The sequence below is a fragment of the Dysgonomonas sp. genome (assembly GCF_035323175.1).
Lineage (GTDB): Bacteria > Bacteroidota > Bacteroidia > Bacteroidales > Dysgonomonadaceae > Dysgonomonas.
This window is the reverse complement of the sequence record NZ_DAOKYH010000017.1, coordinates 1-25,133: the sequence shown is the minus strand read 5'-3', so window position 1 is coordinate 25,133 and position 25,133 is coordinate 1. Positions and strand designations below refer to the sequence as shown.

General features: G+C 36.2%; 22 protein-coding genes and 1 pseudogene. 13 read left to right on the top strand and 10 right to left on the bottom strand.

Annotation, left to right across the window (positions count from 1 at the left end; genetic code table 11):
- Nucleotides 1-142: 142 nt before the first annotated feature.
- From PKC55_RS15110 to PKC55_RS15065, 10 genes are all read left to right on the top strand, one after another.
- Entirely contained in the window at nucleotides 143-760 is a 618-nt protein-coding gene (locus tag PKC55_RS15110; protein WP_135104407.1) for a TetR/AcrR family transcriptional regulator, read from the top strand.
- Between the two features lie 138 nt (nucleotides 761-898).
- The gene (locus PKC55_RS15105) at nucleotides 899-1,804 is read left to right on the top strand and encodes a phospholipase A (protein ID WP_135104406.1); all 906 of its coding nucleotides are present in this window, start codon (nucleotides 899-901) and stop codon (nucleotides 1,802-1,804) included.
- A 2-nt stretch (nucleotides 1,805-1,806) separates the two neighbouring features.
- Nucleotides 1,807-2,244 (top strand): thioredoxin family protein, encoded by a 438-nt coding sequence (locus PKC55_RS15100; RefSeq protein ID WP_291130451.1) that lies wholly within the window; start codon nucleotides 1,807-1,809, stop codon nucleotides 2,242-2,244.
- A gap of 29 nt (nucleotides 2,245-2,273) precedes the next feature.
- Nucleotides 2,274-3,221 (top strand): 3-oxoacyl-ACP synthase III family protein, encoded by a 948-nt coding sequence (locus PKC55_RS15095; protein ID WP_291130453.1) that lies wholly within the window; start codon nucleotides 2,274-2,276, stop codon nucleotides 3,219-3,221.
- Nucleotides 3,222-3,245: 24 nt separating this feature from the next.
- On the top strand, nucleotides 3,246-4,223 hold the full coding sequence (locus tag PKC55_RS15090; RefSeq protein ID WP_283687646.1) for a UDP-3-O-acyl-N-acetylglucosamine deacetylase: 978 nt from the start codon (nucleotides 3,246-3,248) through the stop codon (nucleotides 4,221-4,223).
- 6 nt (nucleotides 4,224-4,229) lie between these two features.
- Nucleotides 4,230-4,424 carry a hypothetical protein gene (locus tag PKC55_RS15085; protein ID WP_135104402.1) on the top strand — a complete coding sequence of 65 codons (195 nt, stop codon included), beginning with the start codon at nucleotides 4,230-4,232 and terminating at the stop codon, nucleotides 4,422-4,424.
- Between the two features lie 57 nt (nucleotides 4,425-4,481).
- Nucleotides 4,482-4,706 (top strand): winged helix-turn-helix domain-containing protein, encoded by a 225-nt coding sequence (locus tag PKC55_RS15080; protein WP_135104478.1) that lies wholly within the window; start codon nucleotides 4,482-4,484, stop codon nucleotides 4,704-4,706.
- A 158-nt stretch (nucleotides 4,707-4,864) separates the two neighbouring features.
- Entirely contained in the window at nucleotides 4,865-5,971 is a 1,107-nt protein-coding gene (locus PKC55_RS15075) for a PCMD domain-containing protein (protein ID WP_291130457.1), read from the top strand.
- 11 nt (nucleotides 5,972-5,982) lie between these two features.
- On the top strand, nucleotides 5,983-6,747 hold the full coding sequence (locus PKC55_RS15070) for a porin family protein (protein ID WP_291130460.1): 765 nt from the start codon (nucleotides 5,983-5,985) through the stop codon (nucleotides 6,745-6,747).
- Between the two features lie 23 nt (nucleotides 6,748-6,770).
- Nucleotides 6,771-7,748: a DUF3667 domain-containing protein gene (locus tag PKC55_RS15065; protein WP_291130462.1), complete on the top strand. Its 978-nt coding sequence runs from the start codon at nucleotides 6,771-6,773 to the stop codon at nucleotides 7,746-7,748.
- Here PKC55_RS15065 and PKC55_RS15060 read toward each other — a convergent pair.
- The 5 genes from PKC55_RS15060 to PKC55_RS15040 form a co-directional block, all read right to left on the bottom strand.
- Nucleotides 7,745-8,794 (bottom strand): winged helix DNA-binding domain-containing protein, encoded by a 1,050-nt coding sequence (locus PKC55_RS15060; RefSeq protein ID WP_324373550.1) that lies wholly within the window; start codon nucleotides 8,792-8,794, stop codon nucleotides 7,745-7,747. The genes PKC55_RS15065 and PKC55_RS15060 overlap by 4 nt on opposite strands.
- A gap of 17 nt (nucleotides 8,795-8,811) precedes the next feature.
- Nucleotides 8,812-9,672 (bottom strand): carboxylating nicotinate-nucleotide diphosphorylase, encoded by an 861-nt coding sequence (nadC, locus tag PKC55_RS15055; protein WP_135104397.1) that lies wholly within the window; start codon nucleotides 9,670-9,672, stop codon nucleotides 8,812-8,814.
- A complete protein-coding gene (gene nadB / locus PKC55_RS15050; protein ID WP_135104396.1) occupies nucleotides 9,665-11,248 on the bottom strand; it encodes an L-aspartate oxidase in 1,584 nt (527 codons plus the stop codon). The genes nadC and nadB overlap by 8 nt, the downstream gene beginning before the upstream one ends.
- Nucleotides 11,249-11,334: 86 nt before the next feature.
- Nucleotides 11,335-12,339 carry a quinolinate synthase NadA gene (gene nadA / locus PKC55_RS15045; protein ID WP_283687638.1) on the bottom strand — a complete coding sequence of 335 codons (1,005 nt, stop codon included), beginning with the start codon at nucleotides 12,337-12,339 and terminating at the stop codon, nucleotides 11,335-11,337.
- Between the two features lie 141 nt (nucleotides 12,340-12,480).
- Nucleotides 12,481-13,689, bottom strand: a complete 1,209-nt coding sequence (locus PKC55_RS15040) for a hexokinase family protein (RefSeq protein WP_324373549.1) — start codon at nucleotides 13,687-13,689, stop codon at nucleotides 12,481-12,483.
- A 383-nt stretch (nucleotides 13,690-14,072) separates the two neighbouring features.
- On the opposite strand from PKC55_RS15040, the gene PKC55_RS15035 reads away from it, so the two are divergent.
- The 3 genes from PKC55_RS15035 to PKC55_RS15025 all read left to right on the top strand — a co-directional run bounded on the left by PKC55_RS15035 (nucleotide 14,073) and on the right by PKC55_RS15025 (nucleotide 19,710).
- Nucleotides 14,073-15,173, top strand: coding sequence for an efflux RND transporter periplasmic adaptor subunit (locus PKC55_RS15035; RefSeq protein WP_291129320.1), 1,101 nt, complete (start codon nucleotides 14,073-14,075; stop codon nucleotides 15,171-15,173).
- 67 nt (nucleotides 15,174-15,240) lie between these two features.
- Entirely contained in the window at nucleotides 15,241-18,276 is a 3,036-nt protein-coding gene (locus PKC55_RS15030) for an efflux RND transporter permease subunit (RefSeq protein ID WP_283687634.1), read from the top strand.
- Nucleotides 18,277-18,390: 114 nt separating this feature from the next.
- The gene (locus PKC55_RS15025; protein ID WP_324373554.1) at nucleotides 18,391-19,710 is read left to right on the top strand and encodes a TolC family protein; all 1,320 of its coding nucleotides are present in this window, start codon (nucleotides 18,391-18,393) and stop codon (nucleotides 19,708-19,710) included.
- A 62-nt stretch (nucleotides 19,711-19,772) separates the two neighbouring features.
- Here PKC55_RS15025 and PKC55_RS15020 read toward each other — a convergent pair whose 3' ends face one another.
- From PKC55_RS15020 to PKC55_RS15000, 5 genes and pseudogenes are all read right to left on the bottom strand, one after another.
- Nucleotides 19,773-21,728: a polysaccharide biosynthesis protein gene (locus tag PKC55_RS15020; protein WP_324373548.1), complete on the bottom strand. Its 1,956-nt coding sequence runs from the start codon at nucleotides 21,726-21,728 to the stop codon at nucleotides 19,773-19,775.
- Between the two features lie 16 nt (nucleotides 21,729-21,744).
- Nucleotides 21,745-22,882: pseudogene (locus tag PKC55_RS15015) on the bottom strand (DegT/DnrJ/EryC1/StrS family aminotransferase).
- Nucleotides 22,883-22,886: 4 nt separating this feature from the next.
- Nucleotides 22,887-23,468, bottom strand: a complete 582-nt coding sequence (locus tag PKC55_RS15010; protein ID WP_283687684.1) for an acetyltransferase — start codon at nucleotides 23,466-23,468, stop codon at nucleotides 22,887-22,889.
- 10 nt (nucleotides 23,469-23,478) lie between these two features.
- Entirely contained in the window at nucleotides 23,479-24,084 is a 606-nt protein-coding gene (locus tag PKC55_RS15005) for a sugar transferase (protein WP_291129307.1), read from the bottom strand.
- On the bottom strand, nucleotides 24,084-25,133 hold a 1,050-nt coding region (locus PKC55_RS15000), incomplete at its 5' end, for a glycosyltransferase family 4 protein (protein ID WP_324373547.1). The genes PKC55_RS15000 and PKC55_RS15005, both read right to left, overlap by 1 nt.

The following is a 25,133-nucleotide window of genomic DNA, read 5'->3' as shown; positions in this document are numbered from 1 at the left end:
CATCGCTAATCTTATTGATTGCATATCCAAACCTAAGCATTTGCAAAATATTTTTTAACAAAAAAGATATTGCATTTTTAAATTTTATCATGATCTTTGCAACGTGAACGATCGTTCACGTCTTTTATTTTTAACTCAAATAATGAAATATAGTAGAGAATATATATTAAGGAGAGCCTTTGATGTTTTCATGAATAAAGGCTATGATAGTGCTTCAATATCTGTCTTACAAGAAGAATTACAGATGTCTAGGGGTGCGTTGTATCGCTATTTTAAAAATAAAGAAGAGCTTTTTAACGCTGTTATTGATGAATATTTCTTTAAGATATTCGATAAGTTGCAGCACAATATGGATAAGCATACATACTCTTTAGAAAAATTTATAGAAGTAATGCATAGGCGGCAAAAAATATTTGTTAATGCTTTTACCAGAGCAGGGGTTACTCATACTATTTTCTTAAATTATACAGCTCTTGTAATACAGGCCGGTAAGCATTATCCCAATTTCTTGGAACGCTTCAAAATAATAAACAATCGATCTTTGGAGTCATGGAAAGATGCTATGCGAAATAGTATAAAAGCTGGTGAAATTAAGGATGATATAGACATCGATATCTTAGCTATCTTGTTTAATAATACAAGTGTGAAAGAAACCTCTGACAGGGATTGTAACGATTCTTCATTCGCTATTAATGTAATGCAGGATATGAATCGGAGGATGGAAGTAATGCGTTATTTATATAGCCTAATAAAAGTATAGCGTTGATGAACAATGAAATGTGAATGAATGTTCATTATAAAAACAGCAACATAGAAAAAAATATCAAGACAACGCTCAGAAAAGAGAATTCATTTATATACTCATCATCATTAGACAATTTATAATACTAATTACCTCATGTTAAGAAGCTATATATTTATAATATTTATTATTTCATCAGTTACACTACTTGCTCAAAATGATACAGATTTAATGTATTTAGGCAACGATAGCATACGTCAGCAGTACGACAGTGCAATGAAAGACCCTCACATTTTTCGTCCAAGGCATTTAGAAATATCTGAGAGGGATGCTATAAAAATGGCAGACCGGATGCCTGCATTCGCTGTATATAGAGACACCTATTTTGTTACGGGGGTACCACTGGATGAGAAAATTTCAGAAAACTCTGCTGATGTAACTTTCCAGCTAAGTATAAGACAACGACTGACTAGAAGTATCTTACCTTTCAAATCATTTTTGTATTTAACTTATACACAAAAATCATTTTGGAACATATATGCTCAATCAAGTCCATTCAGGGATACAAACTATAATCCGGGTGTAGGGCTTGGAAAGTATATATTGTATAAAGACAGAGTAGTTGGTGCCGCCTTCGTACAATTGAAACATGAATCCAACGGGCGAGATGAGGAAGAATCCAGAAGTTGGAACTATTTAAGTTTATCTATGAAATATTATTTCAACGCCCGATTCAATATTTCTGGGGAAGTTTGGATTCCATATGTAGACGGGGGGAACAATAAAGATTTGCTAGATTATAGAGGACTCGGCTTTGTATCGGTCAACTACACAAGTGATAAACATCGCTGGTGGCTTTCAGCAGATATAAATCCGCGGAAAGGATGGGGTAATGTAAATACAACTCTCACCGCTGCATTTAAAATGTCAGACAGGTCAAACCAGTATTTATTTGCTCGTTTCTACCAAGGGTACGGAGAGAGTCTCCTCGGCTACAATCAATACACGATGAATATAAGAGTAGGTATTTGTATAAAACCTAATTTCTATAATTTCTTTTAAGAATGTTTGAATTAAAAAAATTTCGTTTCAAGACATGGCATTTCGTTCTACTATTCATCCTTTTTTTTATTCTGGTAAAGATTATCGGACTAATATCTATAAACGGGAACTCATACTCTATTGAAAATGAGATTGCGCAAATAGAAGAAATATATGATTTGTCTGAAATAGAAAATTCGACTGAGATTGTGTCTATTATTTTTTACAAAGAAGACTCGAATATTTGTGGTAAAATGATGCATAATATAAATCAGCTAACAAACAAAAACAGTAAGTTTTACAGATCGGAAGTAAACAAGAACTCCGAATTATATAAAAAATATAATATATCCGGGATTCCCTGTACTTTGATACTTAAAAATGGAGAAGAAATAAGTCGCATTATGGGTTTAGTTCCAACCTCCAATCTGGAAATTATCTATAGTAGGATTGCTAAATAGTTGTAGGTAATATAAAACAACACACTAATATGTTTATTAACTCAATAGGATGTTATGTCCCGAAAACAAGGATTCCAAACGATTATTTCACCGAAATAAACGGATTAACAAGCGATTGGATAAGTCAACGTACAGGAATCTTAACTCGTTCAAGAGCTTCGCAGGAAGAAACGATAGACTATATGTCTAGCAAAGCCATAGAATCGGCATTACCGGATCTTCCCTACAAAATAGAAGATATAGATCTGATTATTTTTGCATCATATACGCCTAGCGATACAATTGTTACAACAGGGCACTATGTACAGCGCAAATACAATATATCAAATGCAAAAGTATTCTTTGTATCATCAGCATGTTCATCGGGACTCAATGCGATAGAAGTCATATATTCTTTCTTCGCATCGCAGATAGCCGAAAAAGCATTGCTTATCTGTGCCGATCGGAACTCAACATATTCGGATGATACAGATTGCGTATCAGGACATTTGTGGGGAGACGGAGCTACGGCTTACTTTTTTTCAACCGAGTCCTATTCAGAAAAAGATCCTCAGATTATAGATATCACAACACAAGGATTAGGTCATATAGGATTAGCTTCGAGAGCAGTGTATCTTGATCCGAAAGGAGATGGTTTGAAAATGCCACATGGCAAGGATGTTTTTATGCAGGCTTGCACATATATGGCGCAAAACACGAAGGATATAGTCGAAATCAACGGATATTCGTTAGATGATCTAACCTTTTTTATAGGACATCAGGCTAATATGAGAATATTAAAGAATGTTGCGAAACAACTAGCAATATCCGAAGAAAAGGTATTAACGAATATTCAAGAGTTAGGCAACACCGGCTCAACAGGTGCCCTATTGGTATTGGCACAAAATATAAAAAAAATCGCACGGGGAGATCTGATATGCATTTCGGTCTTCGGCGGGGGATATTCTGCAGGCTCATGCCTGATCAAGATTCCCTAAATATAAAATTAAAGAAATATTATTATGGTTTATCAACGTACTTTAAAAAACAGTTTTTCCTTACAAGGGAAAGGATTGCATACAGGACTAAATATACATATCACATTCAACCCCGCACCTGAAAATTTTGGATATAAGATCAGACGTGTAGATATACCGGGAAAACCGATAATAAATGCTTTGGCAGAGAACGTTACGGCAACACAAAGAGGAACTGTAGTATCAGCCAATGGTGTTAATGTGAGCACCGTAGAACATGCTATGGCTGCATTATACGCATGCGAAATAGACAATTGCCTGATAGATGTAGATGGACCTGAATTCCCGATATTAGATGGAAGCTCTATTTTGTATGTAAGCAAAATAAAAGAAGTCGGTACAGAAATACAGAATACAGCAAGAGAATATATTTCAATAAAACGCAAAAAAATTAAGGTTGTAGATAAAGCCACCGGATCGTCAATGATACTAATTCCGGATGAGTCTTTTAGTATAGAATCACATATATCCTTCAACTCTACATTCCTAAAAAGGCAAGATGCAACAATGCATGACCTATCTGAGTTTCCAAAAGATTTTGCTTCTGCACGAACATTTGTGTTTGTAAAAGAAATTGAATCTCTACTCAATAATAACTTAGTGAAAGGTGGAGATTTGGATAATGCTATTGTTATATACGATAAGCCAATAGAGCAAGAAAAGTTCGATCTATTAGCTGACATGCTGGGAGCAAAAAGAAAAGATTCTACAAAGCTAGGATATATCATGAACAAGCCTTTGCTTTATCCAAATGAACCGGCTAGACATAAATTGTTAGACATTGTAGGTGATTTAGCCTTAGTCGGTCGTTTTATAAAGGGAAAAGTTATAGCTAATTGTCCGGGACATAAAATAAACAATATGTTTGCCAGAGCTATTAGGGAAGCGGTATTTCCAAGTGTACAAGAAGAATCCGTTATACTGCCTGAAACAAGTCATGCGGGTCTATATTCTTTAGCTTAATCAATAATGAAAGATATATTACAATTTATATTGCATAACAAAATTGTACTGATAGGTATGTTGATCGGTTTCATAGCCTCATATATCTATTGGTACTATTTTGCATGTTATTGGGGAACATATCCCCTTTCAGCTGAATCTTGGGTAAATTGTGGTTTTGGTACAATATTAGGAGGCTTAGTTGTCACGTTAATCAATTAAAATTAGTATATTTACATATAAGATATGCTTTATTTAACCAAACTAAAACTATTCGCCATGCTAAAAAAAGATATTCGTATAAACGCCACAGCTATCTGGCAGTATCTGTCAGAAAGAGGCAAAATGTCGGTTCAGGAAATTGAAGAATTAACACATTACAAAAATTCGTTGATACTTCTTGCATTAGGTTGGCTCTCGAAGGAAAACAAAGTACGTTTTTCAGTCAAAAATGAAAACCTATACGTTGAACTAAGTAGTACTCCTACTGAAATATACTACTAGGAAGTGACTCTATTCGGGAACTATATCATATTCTCAGAAGGAAATATGATAAATTATCTCAGAAGATTTTAGCGTTAAAAAGCATTAATTTACAAAACTAAAAACTTCTGCCACAAAATCATTGTGTAACTTTATCATCGTTTCTTTTAGAATAATTTATGAATATTAAGAATCTATCACTATTTATCTTGTGTATGCTAAGTATTACTTCATGCATAAAAGATGAGCCGCTAAATATGGAGGCGGACATTATAGATATGAAAGTTGAAGATGGAGTATTTATCACTCGCGCTATAACAGAGCATACTGTTCAGCTTTTCGTTTCTGACAATGCTGATTACTCACACCTTACACCAATAATTGAAGTTACTGCGGGTGCTACGATCGAACCAAAATCGGGAACTTCTCAAGATTTTTCGAATGGAAAAAATGTTATGTATACAGTAACTTCCGAAGATGGGAAGTATACAAAAACATATACTGTAACAGTAACCTCCAAGATTAGTCTCAAAAATACGTTCGAAGAATGGACAACAGCGGGTACAGAAAAAGCACCGTATCCGATTTTAAGTGATCTATTATGGAGTAATGCAAACTCGGGACTATCTATTTTGGTAGGCACCGGATCATTAAAGTTGGATCATTATCCTACCGATAAAACGACCGACTGTGTTAAGGGAAAATATGCTGCGATACTACGCACAATAAAAGGCACAAAGGTTTTTGGAATAGACTACCCTATTTTTTCGGGATCACTTTTTAGAGGAGCTTTTTCCGCGAATATGTCTAACCCTCTAAAGTCACTAATATTGGGACAGGCTCATCCGAAAGAAAATGGTAAACCAATCATGTTCAATGGCTACTACAAATATACCCCGGGCGATATTTTTACAGGTAAAGATGGAAAAGTTATAGCAAACAGAACAGATTCGCTGTCGATGTATGCTACAATATTTAAAGTAAGTAAAGGAGCTCCTGCAAACGAAGAATTTCTTGATGGGGAATCAATTCTTACATCGCCTAGAGTTGTAGGAACAGCCAAATGGTCTCATACTGACGAAAGTATAGTGGAAACGCCAGCTAACAATGGGTTTATACATTTTTCTATACCATTCAGATATAAAGAAGAACTCGATTTTACGAAGAATGATTATCGTCTTACCATTGTTTTAGCATCAAGCAAAGATGGAAACGAATATCAGGGAGCTGTAGGCAGTACTCTTATTGCTGATGATCTTGAACTAGTATCTGATCCTATAAAATAAGAATATATCTGATGAGATTAAAATATAACATCATCCTAGTACTTGCAACAGTATTAATGATAAGTAATAATATTTCAGCGCAGAATTCTGATAACAAAATATTTGATCTGAGCTTTATCCTAGGGTTTAATATGGGAGCAACTGCTCCTGTGCCTATTCCGGCTGAAGTAAGAGAGATTAATAGTTACAACCCAAAATTCAACCCTCAATTAGGATTCAATCTAGTCTATAAACTCAACGAACGATGGGGTGTAGGTACAGGACTAAGTCTCGATTGGAAAGGGATGCGAGTTTCCGATCACGTGAAGTACATGTACACAAGTGTTACTCTGACCGAAGGGAGCGAAAAGCTTACAGGTTACTTTGTAGGAAAGAATGTAACAAATGTAGATATGACTTATCTTACCATACCAATATATGGCACATACCGATTCAATGACAAATGGCAAGTGAAACTGGGCGTATATGCAGCAAAAACCCTTTCATCCACATTTGACGGATATGTAAATGATGGATACATCAGAATAGACTCTCCGGTAGGTCAGAAACAAGAAATAAGCGGAGAGGGTGCAACATTCGACTTTGGAGACGATTCCCGTGATTATGATTTTGGACTATTAGCAGGAAGTGAATATCGCTTAAATAACCGTATCGGGTTTTATGGCAGTTTTACTTGGGGGCTTCTTCCTTATTTTTATTCGGGATCAAATCCTATTAAATTCACGTTCTACAATATATACGGTACACTAGGTATCACCTATCGATTCAGCAAATAACTATAATAGCTTTTTTTTGAACTATGAGTAAACATAAAATCAGGATCAACAAGACTTGCCAAAATTGTGGAGCTTTTGTTGAACAGCACTACTGTCCTAAATGTGGACAAGAAAACAGCGAAAGCAGGCAATCTTTCCATCATGTATTTACTCATTTTGTCTTCGATTTTTTGCATTACGACAGTTCTTTTTGGAGAACAGCAAAATATCTGTTTCTTTCTCCCGGTAAACTCTCATTGGAGTATATGAATGGAAAACGAAAATCGTATGTGAACCCTTTTACTCTTTATATATTCATCAGTTTCATTGCCTTTTTTATCCCCCCTCTCCTTCCTGAAGTATCAGCACCTAACAAAGAAAAAATACAAAAAGAGATCAGCGAAAATGTAAATAGTGACTCTTTAGATACGATTATAGCAAAACTGGACGTAAATAAAAAAAATCTCATTAATGAGGCTAAAATACCTGAAAAAGTCAGCAAGATAGAAGATAAAATTAATATATCAGGAGTAGATGAAAAGACAGGGAATAATACAAAACAATTTATAGCAGGTATATTAGAAAATGTAAAAGATAAAGAAAAAGGAGAAAAAGCTATCGAGTTTTTCATTCACAATATTCCCAAAGTTCTCTTTATATATATGCCTCTCTTTGCCTTTTGGCTATGGTTGTTCCATAATAAAAAGAAAAAATATTATTTCGACAGTGCTGTATTTACATTACATTTCTTTTCTACGACCTTACTAACGATAACTATAGCAACGACTCTAAGCTGTCTGTTCGATTGGTTAAACTTAAATGCCACATTCTATTTTCTTTTATATTCTTTTGCTACGCTATACGTAATATTCTATTTTTTCAGAGGAAACAGGGTATTTTTTGAAGAAAACAGATTCGTATCGAATTTAAAATCTTTTGTTCTGATAGGAATAAATAGCTTCTTTATCTTCCTTACTTTTACATTTTATGTTGTATTTGTAGTGTATATGATATATACTTAAAGTAGGTGTTTTTTATATCCTTCGATAGCTTTAGTAACCAAATTCTGCGTTTTCTTACTTGATGCGTAAAAGAATTCGGTATCAAGAGTTTCATTCTTTTTTGATGACTTTTTCCAAGTACCGATAACTTTGCCGTCAAGGCTGATAGCAGGTCTGAATATTCCCGGACTTGTTATTATTTTATGGTGATGGTCTATATGCAGACTTTCTTTTCTATCCTTATAGCTAACTGTAAATTCATCAAAAGCAGGTAAAAGATTGATCAAATTATCACTGCTGACTAGTTTAGAGTCTCTGTGAAAAATATATGTCTGATCAGTTATTGTTTCATGAATAAAATCATTACCTATCAGAGCTATTCCTTGTCTGGCTTCTGCTGTAGTCAGTCCCGACCACCAAATAAAATCTTTTAAAGTAGCAGGGCCATGGCTCCTGAAATATTTGAACGCTAATTTATAGAGGCATTCATCTTTATCGAACTGATTGGTCATTTTGGGAACTTTTTCTTGCAACAAAGCATACGTCTGTTTTTTGCCTTTCATCTCGCCATTGCATACAACGCCATCCAACTCGGCATGCATCATTATATGATTAACGGTTCTATTATCAGCATCTATACCTGCTCTATTTATTACATCTTTCAGCTCTTGGCGTGTTAATGAATTTCCCTGAAGTGCCTTTTCTATAATTGAATTTGTACGGGCTATAAATGCTTCGGTAAGTCCCAGATCCTTATCATAAGATCGCATTGCAGTTTTCACTCTGGGAACACTCAAATATAGCATCCAGTATATATCGTCCTTCGATACGAAATGCCACGTAGGACGTAAGATATGGAGGCGCAAAATATCACCTTTGTCCAAAGCCGCTTCAATCTTCTGATCGGTAATCTGGGGTATACGTATACCGATGCCCCATTTCGCCATATTATAGTCTTGTGCCTGAATAGCTCCCATCCACGAAACCAACTCGTATGCCTCGCCCAGGAATGAACCATCAAGTTGATGGTTTGATAGACGTAAGGATAGAATCTCTTCTGCTTTCATGGCAATTCAGATAAAAATTAAAATGCTTTAAGGCTTAAATCAATATTTGGAGCAGAATATATAATTGCTCCCGAAGAAATATAATCAACTCCGGTCTTAGCTATATCATGCACCATATCTTCTGTAATACCCCCCGAGGCTTCAACCTTTACTCTTCCGTTTATTAGTTTTACAGCAGCACTCATTTCATATAAAGACATATTATCGAGCATAATAACGTCCACTGCACCTGTAGCCAAAGCTTCTTCTACTTCTTTCAGGTTGCGTGTTTCTACCTCTATTCGGAGATTTTTATTGTTCTCTTTCAAGTATTTCAGTGTGGCCTCTACAGCATTGGTTATTCCTCCGGCATAATCGTTATGATTGTCTTTTAGCATAATCATATCAAAAAGGCCGAAACGATGATTTTGACCACCGCCGATATACACAGCCCACTTCTCACACATACGGAACATTGGAGCCGTTTTTCGGGTATCCAGAATACGTGTATTTGTATCTGCCAGCAACTCTACCATCCGATGCGTATATGTAGCTATTCCGCTCATACGCTGCATACAATTTAGGACTAAGCGTTCCATTGTGAGAATCGACCGAGCCGCACCTGATACGATAAATGCGATCTCGCCTTCTTTTACTTGATCCCCGTCATTTTTGAGAATTTCTATTTTCAGATTTTTATCATAATAATGAAATATCTCGCGAGCCAGATCAACTCCGGCTAAGATACAGTCATGTTTTATGATCAAATGTGCTCTTTGTTGAAGATCAGCAGGCACACTGGCCAATGTAGAGTGATCTCCGTCGCCAATATCTTCTTTGATGGCCTCATCAATAAAATGATATAATCTACTATCAGTTACGTATGAAGGTCTATTCATGAATATCTAAATCTTTATTATAAAATGTACCTCTATTCTCGGTTTGTTCTATACTTTGGGTTATAATCAGATAAGCCACACTAGCCAGATTTCTTAATTCTGAAAGTTGCGGCGATAATATCGAAAATTTATATATTTCTTTTACAGACTTGTATATTTCTTCTTCTTTCTGCTTTGCCATTTTGAGACGGGCATTGCTGCGCACAATGCCAACAAGATCACTCATCAATGTCTGTAATTCTTTTCGAAGATAATTTAGCAAAACCATTTCTTCGTTCACTCGCATCCCCTCCTGATTCCATTCCGGAATTTTTAGAAGATGATCATAATTAAAATTATCTTCATGCAAGCGTTCTATTGTTTTCATAGCTGCACGATGTGCAAAAACGAGAGCTTCAAGTAAAGAATTGGAAGCCAAACGATTTGCACCGTGAAGTCCGGTATTCGAACATTCACCGACAGCAAACATATTCTTTATAGTACTTTGTCCAAATGAATCGACATCGATTCCTCCGCATAGATAATGGCTCGCCGGTACTACAGGAATCAAATCCATGAACATATCCAGCCCTTCATCTTTAGATTGCTTATAGATATTTGGAAAATGTTCGAGAAACTTTCGTTGATCTAAGTGTCGGCAATCCAGACAAACATAATCGTCTCCACGCAGCTTCATTTCATTATCAATGGCTCGTGCTACAATATCCCGTGATGCCAGTTCTTCTCTATCATCGTATTTATGCATAAATGGCTCTCCTGAGGCAGTACGCAATTTAGCACCAAAGCCTCTTACAGCCTCCGATATTAAAGGTAGTTGACCAGTCGTATTACTATAGAATGCAGTCGGGTGAAACTGTATAAATTGCATATTGCTGATTCTGGCTTTTGCACGATGAGCCAAGCCAATACCGTCACCTGTAGCTATAGTCGGATTTGTCGTATTTTTGTATACATGCCCACATCCTCCGGTAGCCATTAGTGTAATTTTTGCCGTCATTTTAATGATCCGGCTGGCTTTCATATCCAACACGTATGCTCCATAGCAGTGGAGGTTATATTTATCAAATTCGGATTGAGGTACTTGATGCTCAGTAAGTAAATCGATAACATAATGATGGTTGAGCAAAGTAACATTCTCGAGTCGCTCTACAGCTTGCAACAATGCTCTTTCTATTTCTGCTCCGGTTATATCCTTATGGTGCACTACCCTGTTTTCGGTATGTCCGCCTTCACGTCCCAGATCATAACTTTGAAACTCATCTTTATCGAAATTAGCACCCCACTCCACCATTTCGCGGATACGCTCAGGCCCTTCTTTCACTACGATCTCTACCACTTCACGTTTACACAATCCGTCTCCCGCTCGTAATGTATCCTCAATATGCTTATCAAAGCTATCTTTTTCGAAATTGGTTACAACAGCAACCCCTCCTTGTGCATACTTGGTACTCGACTCTTCATCGTCTGATTTTGTGATAATTGTTATCCTAGTATCGGGTCTCTGTTGTGCTATTTTTAAAGCATACGACAGGCCGGATATTCCTGAACCTATCACCAAAACATCAGTATATATCATTCTTTGTTATGAATTATAAATTACGGATTACAAACACACAACACTATGTGCTCACAATTCATAAATCATCACTTTTTGTTATTTGTTTATTTAATAGCCTTAGACAATTCCAACATTCTATTTATAGGCTTCAATGCTTTTAGTCGGATTTCTTCATCCATCAATATCTCCGGCTGCTCATACTTCATACACAAATACAATTTCTCCATTGTATTTAATTTCATAAAATGACATTCGCTACAATTGCATTTATCATCAATCGTCAGTGCAGGAATTAGAGTTTTGTGTGGTGCACGTTTTCTCATTTCGTGTAAGATACCTTCTTCTGTAGCCACAATAAATTCCTGACTGCTATCATTCACCACATAGTTGAGCAAGTTGGCTGTAGAGCCAATATAATGAGCTACCTGTAAAACCGGTTTTTGAGCTTCGGGGTGAGCTATAAGTTTAGCCTTCGGATGTTCTAACATCTGCTGCGCAATCCGTTCCAGAGAGAATGCTTCATGCACAATACAAGCGCCATCCCAAAGTATCATATTTCGTCCAGTCACTTGATTGATATATCTGCCCAGATTCTTATCAGGAGCAAATATAATTTCTTGATCTTCCGGCAAAGAGTTTATGATGTGCTCGGCATTGGATGACGTAACAATTATATCACTCTCAGCCTTAACTGTAGAGTCACAATTGATATAACTCACAACAATGGCATTCGGATATTTCTTCTTCATTTCACGAATCCCCTCCCCTGACGCTGAGTCGGCCAAAGAACAACCGGCTAATAAGTCAGGAAGAACTACCTTTTTGGTCGGATTCAAAATTTTAGCCGTTTCGGCCATAAAATGCACTCCGCAGAATACAATCAGATCTGCATTTGTTTTTTCGGCTGCACGTGCCAGTTGTAAACTGTCTCCCAAAAAATCGGCTATATCTTGAATATCGCCTGTCTGATAATAATGCGCAAGAATGATAGCATTCTTTTCTTTTCGCATTTTATTAATCTCTTCTACCAAATTTATACCTTTCGGTATTTCCATATTCAGATATCCTTTTATAGGGAGTGCGGCAACTGCTTTTTCTAACATAGTCATATAATAGTCCAGATAAAATAAAACGACAAATAGTTATTTGCAGGGCAAAAATACTTATAAAAAGTGACTTAACCGATATTGATTATAAGAAAAAAGGGATTTGGAAACATCCAAACCCCTACTTGCTATTATATCTTTAGTTTACGACAAAGCAGCTATAGCAGAACCTATAAGATTTGCATTGTCCATTTGAGCCACATGTACATGAACATCTCCATGATTAAACTCTGTAAGAAGTTTTTGTAACTCAGACATTACCATATCTTTATAGTTTTTGCCTTTTCGGTATTCACTCCAGAATAAGCTACCTTCTGCTACCAATCTTATTTTCTTGATAGATGGATCATGTGATACAAGCACCAAAACCAATCCGGCGATAGATGCAGCAACTAATTTCGCTGATCTTTCGTATATCGAACGAGCAATCTCTACATATCTTTTCTTATGAATATCAGGATAATTCATAATATTAGTCAGCTTCTGAGCATCAAATCTTTGTTCGAATTCATCGCACGGGAAAACCGATTTAAGGATTTCTCCCAAATACATACCCGATACAGCTTTTTCGAAACGTTGAGCACCCTTTGCATCAGAGCAAGCGTCTACCTTATCATCGATAGCTGTGAGATGAGGAGGGTTAAAGTTACCTGACTCTAAATTTACAGGAATCAGCCCACTCAGTTTGTAATCAGGATTTAGTTTCTTTATTTTATCAGCGTTGATAAAAGTAGCCATATTTGTACCTGTTCCAACAATCAGCCCGATATAAGCGTCATAACTAGAATCAGTAAGTCCGGCAAATAAGCTTGCGACTGTATCGTTGATTACTTTTACACCATTGAATTTAACATCATTACGTTGATTCAGATAATCTACCAATGGTTGTCCTACGGGTTTTCCTACCATTTCTTTGATGTCAACACCTTTTGTCCATCTAAGAAGCTTGGCATCTCCATTTTGCAGAGATTCAGCCGGATAAGAAAAACAATATCCTATTGGAGTTTCTTGGTCACGCTTTATTTCTCCTATCGGATCGGCTTGTTCTTTAAACAAATCTTCTTCTGTAAAACCAGGAGTTTTCATAAGAGACAAATCCTTCTTCCATCCATTTTCAGGATGAATTGTTGGTTTACCATCAACGAAGTCAACTACAGCAACCCGATAGTTAGTTCCTCCTAAATCTAAAACAGTAGCCTTACCATTCACACTGGTTGTTTTAGGTATAATATAAGTAGGAATACACTGTATTTCGGCATTCTCTTTACTCAGACCAACCTCTACCTTGTGTTGGAGCGACTGGGCTATTTCTTTTAGTTGTTTCGACTTAAGATGAAAAATATCTTTCTTCATAAGGTATCTTTATGTTTAGGTTATTTTTTAAACTCTACAAATATAACTATCTCATTTGAATATTGAGCCATTGCAGAGGCAATGAATCTGAATAAATAACTATTTTTAGGACATTCTAAGACATCACTTTTTAAGGACATTTATAATCCTGTAACACTTCTATTTTAAATATTATATTTGCAAAATAGATCGACACAAAACTTAAAAAACATTCTCAATAAACGATGAGACAAAAGAAAATGGAGAGAAGAATAAGTCTTGTTTAATTTTTGTTTAGTAATGCAAACAAAAATTAAAATACATCCAATAAATTAAACCTTTCCATCTATTTTAAATCGTATTCTTGGAAACCTGTATTATAAGCCCAAAATAGAATATTTACTATGAACAAAAAAACAAAAATAGGACTTCTGATTGTTATTCTTTTATTTATTGCCGGAATGGCTTTTTACCCAAAGATCAAAGGTCTTTTAACAACGAATGCCGATCCGTCACCAACTCCACCAGGAAATAAAGGGACAAGCAATCGTACGATACTGAATGTTAATGCCCAGATCTTAAAATACGGTAATCTGGATAATACCATCAGAGTGAAAGGTGTATTGATCCCTGATGAGGAAGTCGACCTATCATTCGAAACATCAGGTATGATAACAGAAATACATTTTAAAGAGGGTTCGAATGTAAAAAAAGGACAGCTTTTAGCCAAAGTGAATGATAAACCGCTACAAGCTGAGTTGAAGAAATTACAAACACAAATACCTCTTGCCGAAGACAGAGTTTACCGTCAAAAGGCATTATTGGCAAAAGACGCAGTAAGTCAAGAAGCTTACGAGTCTGTCAATACAGAGTTGGAAAAATTGAAGGCTGATATTGAACTGGTAAAAACAAGAATAACCCAGACTGAGCTACGTGCTCCATTCGATGGTATCATAGGTTTGAGACAAGTGAGTGAAGGAACATATGCTTCACCTTCTATAATAATATCTCGGCTAACCAAAATAACTCCATTAAAAATAGAGTTTTCGGTAAATGAATCAGAAGTAAATAATGTAAAGCCCGGAACACCTCTCACCTTTACATTCGATAATGATTTAAACAAATACCAAGCTACAGTTTATGCCGTAGAGTCTAACCTCGATAGACAAACGCTCACTCTAAAAGCCAGAGCTTTGTATGCCAATCCCGGAGGAAGATTAAAACCGGGTCTCTCTACTAATGTTGAGATAAAATTACAGGAGATAAAGAATACTTTAGTCATCCCTAGTTTATCTACGATAGCAGAAATGGGACGTGATATTGCATACGTATATAAGAACGGCGTAGCCCACCAGATAGTACTAAAGAAAGGTATGCGTACAGCTTCATCCGTTCAGGTATTAAACGGATTAAATGTTGACGATACTCTTTTAGTAACCGGTGTCATGCAATTGCGTGACGGTTTGCCTGTTATTATCGATAATTTTATAGAAAACAATCAGTAAAACAATTTATATAATAGCTTCGGATATTTAAGATCGTAGATTTCTAAACATCCAAAACCTCTAAAAGATGACTATATCTGAATTAAGTATAAAGCGCCCGGTATTAGCCACTGTATTTGTATTGATTATATTCCTTTTAGGATTGATCGGATATACATATTTAGGGGTGCGCGAATATCCCAACATAGATAACCCCATTATTTCGGTAGACGTGAGTTATCCCGGGGCTAATGCCGAAATTATAGAGAATCAGATCACAGAACCACTAGAGCAAAATATAAATGGAATACCGGGCATCAGGTCTTTGACAAGTAGCAGTAGTCAGGGTTCATGCCGTATAACAGTGGAATTTGAATTATCTGTAGACCTCGAAACAGCAGCAAATGATGTGCGGGATAAAGTCTCACGGGCACAACGTTATCTGCCTCGCGACTGCGACCCTCCTACTGTATCGAAGGCTGATGCCGATGCCAACCCGATTATACAAATAAGTATACAAAGCGAAAAGCGTTCTTTGCTCGAGCTAAGTGAAATAGCCGAGTTGACAGTAAAAGAGCGTTTACAAACCATACCCAATGTAAGTGCTGTAGAGATCTGGGGACAAAACCGCTATTCGATGCGACTATGGCTCGATCCTGTAAAAATGGCATCGTATGGCATTACTCCTATGGATGTAAAAAGTGCCGTAGATAAAGAAAATGTGGAATTGCCTTCCGGCAGCATAGAAGGCGATAACCTAGAGCTTTCTATACGAACATTGGGACTGATGCAGACTCCCGAAGAATTCAACAATATGATTATCAAAGAAGACAATTATAATGTTGTAAGGTTTAGAGACGTAGGTACAGCGGAGCTGGGTACAGAAAACTATAAGAGCATTATGCGTCGAAATGGTGTTCCTGCTGTAAGTACTGTTATTATTCCACAACCGGGAGCCAATCAGATTGAAATTTCTGATGAAGCGATGGTTCGTCTCGAACAACTAAAGAAAGACTTACCGGAAGATGTCAAAATTGATGTTGCCTTCGACAATACTAAATTTATAAGGGCTTCGATAGCAGAAGTGGAAGAAACGGTATATATAGCTTTTGCATTGGTCGTTATCATAATATTCCTTTTCCTTCGCGACTGGCGTGTGACGTTGGTTCCTTGCGTTGTTATTCCCGTATCACTCGTAGGAGCTTTCTTTGTGATGTATGTTGCAGGATTCTCTATCAATGTCTTATCCATGTTGGCCGTAGTTCTGGCTGTGGGATTGGTAGTCGATGATGCTATTGTGGTCACAGAGAACATCTATCTGAAAATTGAGGGAGGTATGACTCCCAAGCAAGCAGGGATAGAGGGTTCTAAAGAAATATTCTTCGCCGTTATCTCAACAACAGTCTCTGTGGTTGCAGTATTTTTCCCTATTGTGTTTCTTGAAGGGATGACAGGACGTTTGTTCCGTGAATTTAGTATTGTTATTGCCGGAGCTGTCCTTATTTCAGCATTTGTAGCTCTTACGTTTACACCGATGCTTGCAACCAAGTTATTGAAGAAGAAAGATCAGGCGGGATGGTTTTACCGTAAAACAGATCCTTTCTTTCAATGGTTGACCAAAGCTTACGACAATGGTTTGCAACATTTCCTTAAACATAAGATAATAATATGGCCTATCATAATCCTTACACTCGCAGGAATAGGTTATTTAGTCAGTGCGATCCCTTCCGAAATGGCTCCATTGGAAGACCGCTCACAGATAACAATAAGAACCAGCGGACCCGAAGGCTCTACTTATGAATTTAATCGAAATTATACAGAAAAGATTGGAGTGATAGCTGATTCCGTTGCACCCGAACGTCTCATTAATACAATGCGAGCCTGGACGGGAGGCGGGATGATAAACCTCATGTTGCCCAATATTAAAGATAGAGAAAGAAGCCAAATGGAGATTGCCAACGAACTGACAAAGGCTGTAAGAAAAGAAACAGAGGCACGGGCATTTGTGCAACAACAGTCTACCTTCGGTGGAAGACGATCGAGTATGCCTATACAATATGTATTGCAAGCTACCAACCTTGAAAAGTTAGAGGAATTCATCCCTCAATTTATGAGAAAAGTACAAGAGAGCCCAATGTTTCAAATGGCCGATGTAAACCTCAAATTCACGAAACCTGAAACCCGTATTATCATAGACAGAGATAAAGCCGCCATACTAAGAGTAAGTACCAGAGATATAGGACAAACGTTGCAGTATGCACTAAGTGGGCAACGTATGGGCTATTTTTATATGAATGGGAAACAATATCAGATATTAGGGGAAATTAATCGCCAACAAAGGAATACTCCTCTCGACCTGAAATCTATTTATCTTAAAAACTTAGGAGGGAATATGATTCAGATGGATAATCTTGTGCGCTTAGAAGAAAGTGTCGCCCCTCCTCAGCTATACAGGTATAACAGATTTAAGTCTGCAACAGTATCCGCAGGATTATCTCCGGGAGTAACAATCGGCGCCGGGTTGGAAGAAATGGATCGCATAGCGAAAGAAACCCTTGATGATACATTTCGAACAGCATTGGCGGGAGATTCGAAGGATTTTAGCGAAAGCTCTTCCAGTTTGATGTTTGCATTTATACTTGCTATATTACTGATCTTTTTGATCCTTGCCGCACAGTTCGAAAGTTTCAAAGACCCGTTTGTTATTATGCTTACAGTACCCCTTGCAATTGCCGGAGCTCTTTTGTTTATGTATATCAAAGATATAACGATGAATATATTCAGCCAGATAGGAATTATTATGCTTATCGGGCTGGTCGCTAAAAATGGTATTCTTATTGTGGAGTTTGCAAATCAGCGTCAAGAAGCAGGAATGAGTAAACTTGAAGCCATACAGGGAGCTGCAGTACAACGTTTGCGACCAATCCTTATGACGAGCTTCTCTACGGTGTTGGGATTGTTACCCTTAATATTTGCCAGTGCCGAAGGAGCCAATGGACGTATGGCTATGGGGGTGGCTGTAATTGGAGGAATGATGATTTCTACTCTATTAACGATATTCATTGTACCCGCTATGTATTTATATATATCTACCGACAGAAGTAAGAAGAAAGATAGGATTTAGTAAATATGAATTTATCTATAATATAACAACTATATACCATAACAAAAGGTAACAAATAAAAAAGAGATAAAGGCTGTTACTTTTGTCACCTTTTGACTAAGAAGAATTTTGATGATGAAAAAATATATATTAATTATCATTCTAGCAATAGCTGCACCAAGCATATGTAATTCTCAGGTTGTATTCGATTTGAGAAGATGTATCGAAACGGGATTGCAAAAGAACTATGATATTCGTATTATGCGTAATAATCAGGAAATATCGGACAACAATCTCACAGTGGGAAATGCAGGATACCTTCCGTCTGTAGATCTCACAACGGGTTATTCGGGTTCGGTAAACAATACAACACAGAATTTGACAAATGGAGAGAAAAATAAGAATAACGGCATTCACAACCAATTATTGAATGCAGGCGTCAACTTGAATTGGACTATTTTTGATGGTTTCAATATCCAAACGAATCATCAACGCTTAAAAGAGCTCCAAAAGATGGGGGAACTGAATACCCGCTTAACGATAGAAAACTTCGTATCGGGGTTAACTTCAGAATATTACAATTACATCCAGCAGAATATCCGATTAAAAAACTTGAAATCAGCCGTTAAGTTATCTAAAGAAAGATTACGCATAGTTGAAGCTAGATACGAAATTGGAGCAGGCTCTCGGCTCGATCTTCAACAAGCGAAGGTAGATTTTAACAGTGACAGCTCTCGCTTGATTAAACAATATGAAGTATTATATACATCTCGCATATCACTTAACCAAATGATGGCTGCAGACAATATCGAGCAACTCATTGTAACCACGGACTCTATAATTGAATTCAATCAGTTTATAAATAAAGAAGATGTTTGGCAAAAAACGCTATCTTCGAATACTTTCCTTTTGTTATCAAATAAAAATAAGAATCTTAGTTTGCTTGATTTAAAAACAGTTCAGAGTGAGAACTATCCGTATTTGAAACTTAATGCAGGCTATGGTTATACAAAAAACATTTACAATACGGGGACTATAGATAATCAAAACAATTTGGGCTTAACCTATGGATTAACTCTAGGTTTCAACCTGTTTGATGGCTTCAATAGAAAAAGAAAACAAAAGAATGCCCGTATAGAAGTTGAAAATAAAGAACTCCAATACGAGCAAACTATACTCTCTCTAAAAGCCGATTTTTCGAATATGTGGATGGCTTATAGAAATAATATAGATCTGACAAATCTTGAAAAAGAAAATGTACAGACAGCAAAAGAAAACCATGAAATAGCCATCGAACGATACAAACTTGGAGACCTGTCAGGTATAGAATTACGAGAGGCACAAAACAGTCTATTAGAAGCCGAAGAAAGACTTGTTCAAGCTGAATATAATACAAAATTATGTGAAATATCCCTTATGCAAATTAGTGGGCAAGTAATTTCATATTCGGAGTAAATAAAATGAGCATCTGTCGTATTCTGTTGTCTGTTTTGTAAAAATAAATACAGGTATTTCTTTTATACCCAAATTTGAGAATTGCTAGTGGTATCTATATTATTTTGATCAAGTTGTTCAAATTCTGAATTATTGCTAATAAACTCCGGTACAAGGACTTTCATCTGTCGTACGAGTTTGTATTTATCATTTGTCTGGGCGACTAAAATTAACTGCTCTATTTGAGGTAAGATATCCTGAAAATGGTATTCCCTTACTTTAGCCATCATAATCTTTTTGTGTGAAGTCTGTTCTGTTATTTCAGAGTCATTCAATAACTCTTCATACAGCTTCTCTCCGGGCCTTAATCCTGAAAATTGAATTTCGATATCTCTTTCCGGAACTAAACCGGCCAACTCTATCATTTTTTTTGCTAAATCATAGATCCTCACAGGCTGTCCCATATCAAACACATAAATATAACCGGACTTACCGATGACAGAAGCTTCCAAAACCAAACGGCATGCCTCCGGAATGGTCATAAAATAACGAGTGATCTCTGGATCTGTTACAGTTATCGGACCACCCTTCTCTATCTGCCTTCTGAATAATGGAATAACAGAGCCATTACTTCCTAATACATTACCAAAGCGTGTTGTCACAAATTTAGTATGAGACTTATTTTTCTTCTGATCAGCAGCACAAGACTGAACGTATATTTCTGCGATGCGTTTAGTTGCCCCCATAATATTTGTAGGGTTTACAGCCTTGTCTGTTGAAACCATAATAAACATCTCAACATCATACTCAATTGCTAAATCGACTAATACCTTTGTACCTAATACGTTGGTAATTATAGCTTCACATGGATATCTTTCCATCATAGGGACATGCTTATAAGCAGCGGCATGATAAACGATATTAGGTTTATATTTATCAAACACAAAATTGATAATTGTATGATTGCGAACATCTCCGATAATGGTAGTATAGTTTAAGCAAGGATACAACTTCTTTAATTCAATATCCAAATCATTCAATGGCGTTTCAGCCTGATCGAGGCAAATAATAGAAGCAGGAGAAAATTGAGCTAGCTGTTTGACGATTTCACTTCCAATTGAACCTGCAGCACCTGTCACCAAAATATTTTTACCTTGAACATTCTCAGCTATAACATTCAAGCTGATATTTATTTCGGGACGTCCAAGCAAATCTTCAATCTGAACAGGACGAATACTTCGACTAATATCAGACAGTTGAGATAAACTGTCTATATTCATTTGTTTACTTATATAGATGCGAATATTTAAGCTTAATAGTTTTTCAACATAATTAGCCTCATTCTTTAGTTCATCTTCTTTGGTAAACAATATATCTTTTATTTTGTATTTTACGAAATCTTCGGGCTTCTGAATAGTAAGAACCGGTACGTTTGTGAGTTTCTTTAACTTTGAATCAGGCTCTGTTGTAAGAAAGCCTATAATCCTGAATCTATTGTTTCCTGTACTCAACAGTTGTGCAAGAACAATATTATCTTCATTTAACCCCCACACAAATACAGGTATAGAAGGATTATTCCCAAACCGTCGGGTTAATGTCTGATAAGTATAAACGACAACTAGGCGAAACCCGTACAAACAAACCAATGAAACTAAAAAGAGGGTACTACAATATGCGACAGCAACGCTTCCTGATGGACCTATAACTTTATATAATGTAAGAAATATAAGTAAATCAGCAAATAACAAGGATGTAAGTATCTTTTGAAATTCATGAATTGTAGAATAACGGACAATTCCTTTATATGTTTTAAATATACTAAAACAGACTGCATTAAATAATACGGTTATAGCCAGATATTCGAAGAATACCGGATGATATACTATATGAATATTTTTGTATATCTGAAGTGTTAGAATATATGATATGATAGTCGCAAAAGTGACTATTGCCAAATCTATCAACAAGACGAACCATCTGCTCAGCAGACGATTCTCTAAGAATCTCTTATATATTTTTCGTGTAGTGTTGTTTATCATTTTTATTCTTCTGAGTTTAGAACATACTCTCTATAGCTTTTATTACTCTATCTATATCATCAAAACTTAAACTAGTCCCAGACGGAAGACATAACCCATCTCTAAATAATCGTTCAGATGTTCCGTCTCCATAATATGGGCAACCGCTAAATATTGGTTGCATATGCATTGGCTTCCATAAAGGTCTGGATTCTATATTATTTTCGTTTAATACATCATATATATCTTCTCTCGTTTTCCCTCCTGTTTTTAAAGGATTAACAAGTATAGATGTCAGCCAATAATTAGAAAAATAATCAGATGAAGGCTCTGTTTGGAAACTTATTCCTTCAACTTTTTGTAAACCTTTACGATAAAACTCATTATTTGTTCGTCTTTGTTTGATTCTATCTTCTAAAACAAGCATTTGCCCTCTACCAATTCCGGCTACGACATTGCTCATTCGGTAATTATATCCGATATGTGAATGTTGATAATGTGGCGCAGCATCTCTAGCCTGAGTTGCCAGGAATCGTGCCGTTTTTATATATTCCTCATTATGGGCGACAAGTGCACCACCTCCGGATGTCGTAATTATTTTATTCCCATTAAAGGAGAGTACAGCCATTTCACCAAAAGTTCCACAATGCTGGTTTTTATATCTCGATCCTAATGCTTCTGCGGCATCTTCAATGATCGGTATTTCATATTTTGCGGAAATACTTTGTATCTCTTCTATCTTTGCGGGCATACCGTAGAGATGCACGGGTATAATTGCTTTAGGTTTTTTGCCTTTAGATATCCTATCCTTTATAGCTCTTTCTAAATGTTCCGGAGACATATTCCACGTATCTTTCTCACTGTCAATAAAGACAGGAGTTGCACCTTGATAGACTATAGGATTGGCTGATGCCGAAAAAGTAAAGCTTTGACAAAGGACTTCATCTCCTTGTTTTACACCTAAAATAATCAAAGCTAAATGTAAAGAAGCTGTTCCTGCACTTAACGCAGCGACATATACATTGCTCTTAAGGAATGCGGCTAATTCCGTTTCAAAAGCATCCACATTTGGACCCATGGGCACTACCCAATTGGTATCAAAAGCTTCTTGAACAAACTGCTGTTCGTGCCCTCCCATATGTGCTAGAGAGCCAGATACGTTCATTAGTATTCATCATTTTATAAAAGTTTTGTTACTTTGCAAGGAGCTCCTATAGCGACTACATTATCCGGAATATTTCGAGTAACTACTGATCCCGCTCCAATTTTGCACCATTTTCCTATTTTAACTCCTTGTATAATTGTAGATCCTGCACCAATCAAAGTTCCTTCCCCTACTTCAACTTCTCCACATAGATTTGAGCCAGGTGCAATGTGTACGAAGTCGTGAATAATACAGTCATGATCTATAGTTGATGCAGTATTTATTATTACATGCTTGCCGATACGAGCACAAGATTGTATAATTGAGCCTTGCATTACCACCGTACCTTCTTCTACCAAAGCAGATTCAGATATTATTGCTTTTTGTGATATTGCTCTTTCATATCTAATGTTAGAGAAGGTAGAAACAATTTTTTTTCGAATCATGTTATCTCCTATACTTACAATCAGAGGTGATCCGCTCTCTCTTGATACAGGAATTCCCATAAAGTCTTTTATGGTTATATCATCATCAAATATTTTTTCAACAACGATATTGTTTAACTGAAGAATATCTAATATTACTTTAGCATGCCCTCCTGCACCATATAAATACACTTTGTTCATCCTATTTGTTCCCTTCAAATTTTTCCATGGTAAGACTAGTGTCTGAACTTATACCTTCCGATTTAAACACTTTTAATATAGTCTGGAGTAGTATCCTTATATCCAAAGATATAGATATATTATCTACATACCATACATCTAATTCAAATTTATCTTTCCACGAAATAGCATTTCGACCATTGATTTGTGCCCATCCTGTTATTCCGGGACGAACATCATGTCTGCGAATCTGCTTTTCATTATATAAACGAAGATATTCGAGAAGTAAAGGACGAGGACCAACTAAACTCATATCTCCTTTTATTACATTTATTAATTGAGGAATTTCATCCAATGAAGTTTTTCTAATAAATCTGCCAAGAGACGTTAATCTGTCTTTATCTGACAGAAGATTTCCTTGCGCATCTTTTTTATCATTCATTGTTCTAAACTTAACAACTTCAAATATCTTATTGTTCTTACCGGGGCGTTGTTGAAAGAAAAAAGGTTTCCCATTATTTGCTATTGTCAGAAATATTGTCAGAAATAGAAATATTGGCAATAGAATTATGAAGCCTATTAGTGAACATACAAAATCTAAAATGCGTTTAAACAAGTTGCGATACATTATTCTAAAGATTTATATTCTGATAATAAAGTTTTCCAAATAATTTCCTGTTCATATCGAGACACAATCATTTTTCGTGAATTAGACCTATGTTTTGCAAGTAATGCATTATTATTTAAATACAATTCCATTCTACGTTGCAATTCAAATGAGTTTTTAGGAAGAACAATAACTCCATTTGTATCATTGATTATAATCTCATTACAGCCATTTATATCAGTAACGATAGACGCTAACCCCATCGCTCCGGCTTGCATAACTACGTTCGGAAACCCTTCTCTATAACTAGGAAATACTAGTACATCAGAAATAGCAAAATATGGTCTTACATCAGGTTGGTAACCAACCTCTATAATATTGGAGTTTTTAGAAATTATCTCCAGAGTTTCTTTTTTCAATGGATCGAGTTCGGACTCTCTGTTACCAACAAGTAAGAGCTTCACTTTTCTATTACGATGTGATATATCATCAAAAGCACTGATCAACTCATTTATTCCTTTATCAGTAACTAAGCGCCCAACAAAAATAAATACGAAGTCATCACTATCGATATTCAAAGACTCTTTTAAATCGGCTCTTTCCAGAGTAGAAATATTAATGGGATCAAAATAGGATGTATTTATTCCGTTCGAACTACCATTTCCTATTATTCTTATTTTTTTTTCAGGACACAACTTCTCTTTTATTATAATTTCTCTTAAACCTTTGGAATTAGGATATATTATTGTAGAACATTTATAAGTTATTTTTTCTACAAGATTCAGTACTTTTCGCTTCAGCCCCCTTGTTTCCATGAGTGGCAAACCCGCTACAGTATGTAGTCTATTAGGAACCTTTGCCAACAATGCCGCTATCATGCCAACCATACCAGCTTTCGGCGTATGGGTATGCACAAATAAAGGTCTCTCTCTCTTGAGAAAACAATAAAGGTTCCATATCGCTTTTACATCTTGAAAAGGTGTAATCTTTCTTGTCATTTCAACACAGTAGGTATCAACACCATCTTTTTCTCCAATTTTCTTCAGTAAAGATTCATTTGAAGAAACAGC

Excerpts from the sequence above, each read along its gene's own strand:
- PKC55_RS15040 (WP_324373549.1), bottom strand. The coding sequence starts at position 13,689 with ATGAAGAAAGATATTTTTCATCTTAAGTCGAAACAACTAAAAGAAATA.
- PKC55_RS15005 (WP_291129307.1), bottom strand. The coding sequence starts at position 24,084 with ATGTATCGCAACTTGTTTAAACGCATTTTAGATTTTGTATGTTCACTA.
- PKC55_RS15070 (WP_291130460.1), top strand. The coding sequence starts at position 5,983 with ATGAGATTAAAATATAACATCATCCTAGTACTTGCAACAGTATTAATG.
- PKC55_RS15025 (WP_324373554.1), top strand. The coding sequence starts at position 18,391 with ATGAAAAAATATATATTAATTATCATTCTAGCAATAGCTGCACCAAGC.
- PKC55_RS15110 (WP_135104407.1), top strand. The coding sequence starts at position 143 with ATGAAATATAGTAGAGAATATATATTAAGGAGAGCCTTTGATGTTTTC.
- PKC55_RS15060 (WP_324373550.1), bottom strand. The coding sequence starts at position 8,794 with ATGAAAGCAGAAGAGATTCTATCCTTACGTCTATCAAACCATCAACTT.
- PKC55_RS15085 (WP_135104402.1), top strand. The coding sequence starts at position 4,230 with ATGAAAGATATATTACAATTTATATTGCATAACAAAATTGTACTGATA.
- nadB (WP_135104396.1), bottom strand. The coding sequence starts at position 11,248 with ATGATATATACTGATGTTTTGGTGATAGGTTCAGGAATATCCGGCCTG.
- PKC55_RS15090 (WP_283687646.1), top strand. The coding sequence starts at position 3,246 with ATGGTTTATCAACGTACTTTAAAAAACAGTTTTTCCTTACAAGGGAAA.
- nadC (WP_135104397.1), bottom strand. The coding sequence starts at position 9,672 with ATGAATAGACCTTCATACGTAACTGATAGTAGATTATATCATTTTATT.
- PKC55_RS15065 (WP_291130462.1), top strand. The coding sequence starts at position 6,771 with ATGAGTAAACATAAAATCAGGATCAACAAGACTTGCCAAAATTGTGGA.
- nadA (WP_283687638.1), bottom strand. The coding sequence starts at position 12,339 with ATGACTATGTTAGAAAAAGCAGTTGCCGCACTCCCTATAAAAGGATAT.
- PKC55_RS15030 (WP_283687634.1), top strand. The coding sequence starts at position 15,241 with ATGACTATATCTGAATTAAGTATAAAGCGCCCGGTATTAGCCACTGTA.
- PKC55_RS15100 (WP_291130451.1), top strand. The coding sequence starts at position 1,807 with ATGTTTGAATTAAAAAAATTTCGTTTCAAGACATGGCATTTCGTTCTA.
- PKC55_RS15105 (WP_135104406.1), top strand. The coding sequence starts at position 899 with ATGTTAAGAAGCTATATATTTATAATATTTATTATTTCATCAGTTACA.
- PKC55_RS15075 (WP_291130457.1), top strand. The coding sequence starts at position 4,865 with ATGAATATTAAGAATCTATCACTATTTATCTTGTGTATGCTAAGTATT.
- PKC55_RS15035 (WP_291129320.1), top strand. The coding sequence starts at position 14,073 with ATGAACAAAAAAACAAAAATAGGACTTCTGATTGTTATTCTTTTATTT.
- PKC55_RS15095 (WP_291130453.1), top strand. The coding sequence starts at position 2,274 with ATGTTTATTAACTCAATAGGATGTTATGTCCCGAAAACAAGGATTCCA.
- PKC55_RS15080 (WP_135104478.1), top strand. The coding sequence starts at position 4,482 with ATGCTAAAAAAAGATATTCGTATAAACGCCACAGCTATCTGGCAGTAT.
- PKC55_RS15020 (WP_324373548.1), bottom strand. The coding sequence starts at position 21,728 with ATGATAAACAACACTACACGAAAAATATATAAGAGATTCTTAGAGAAT.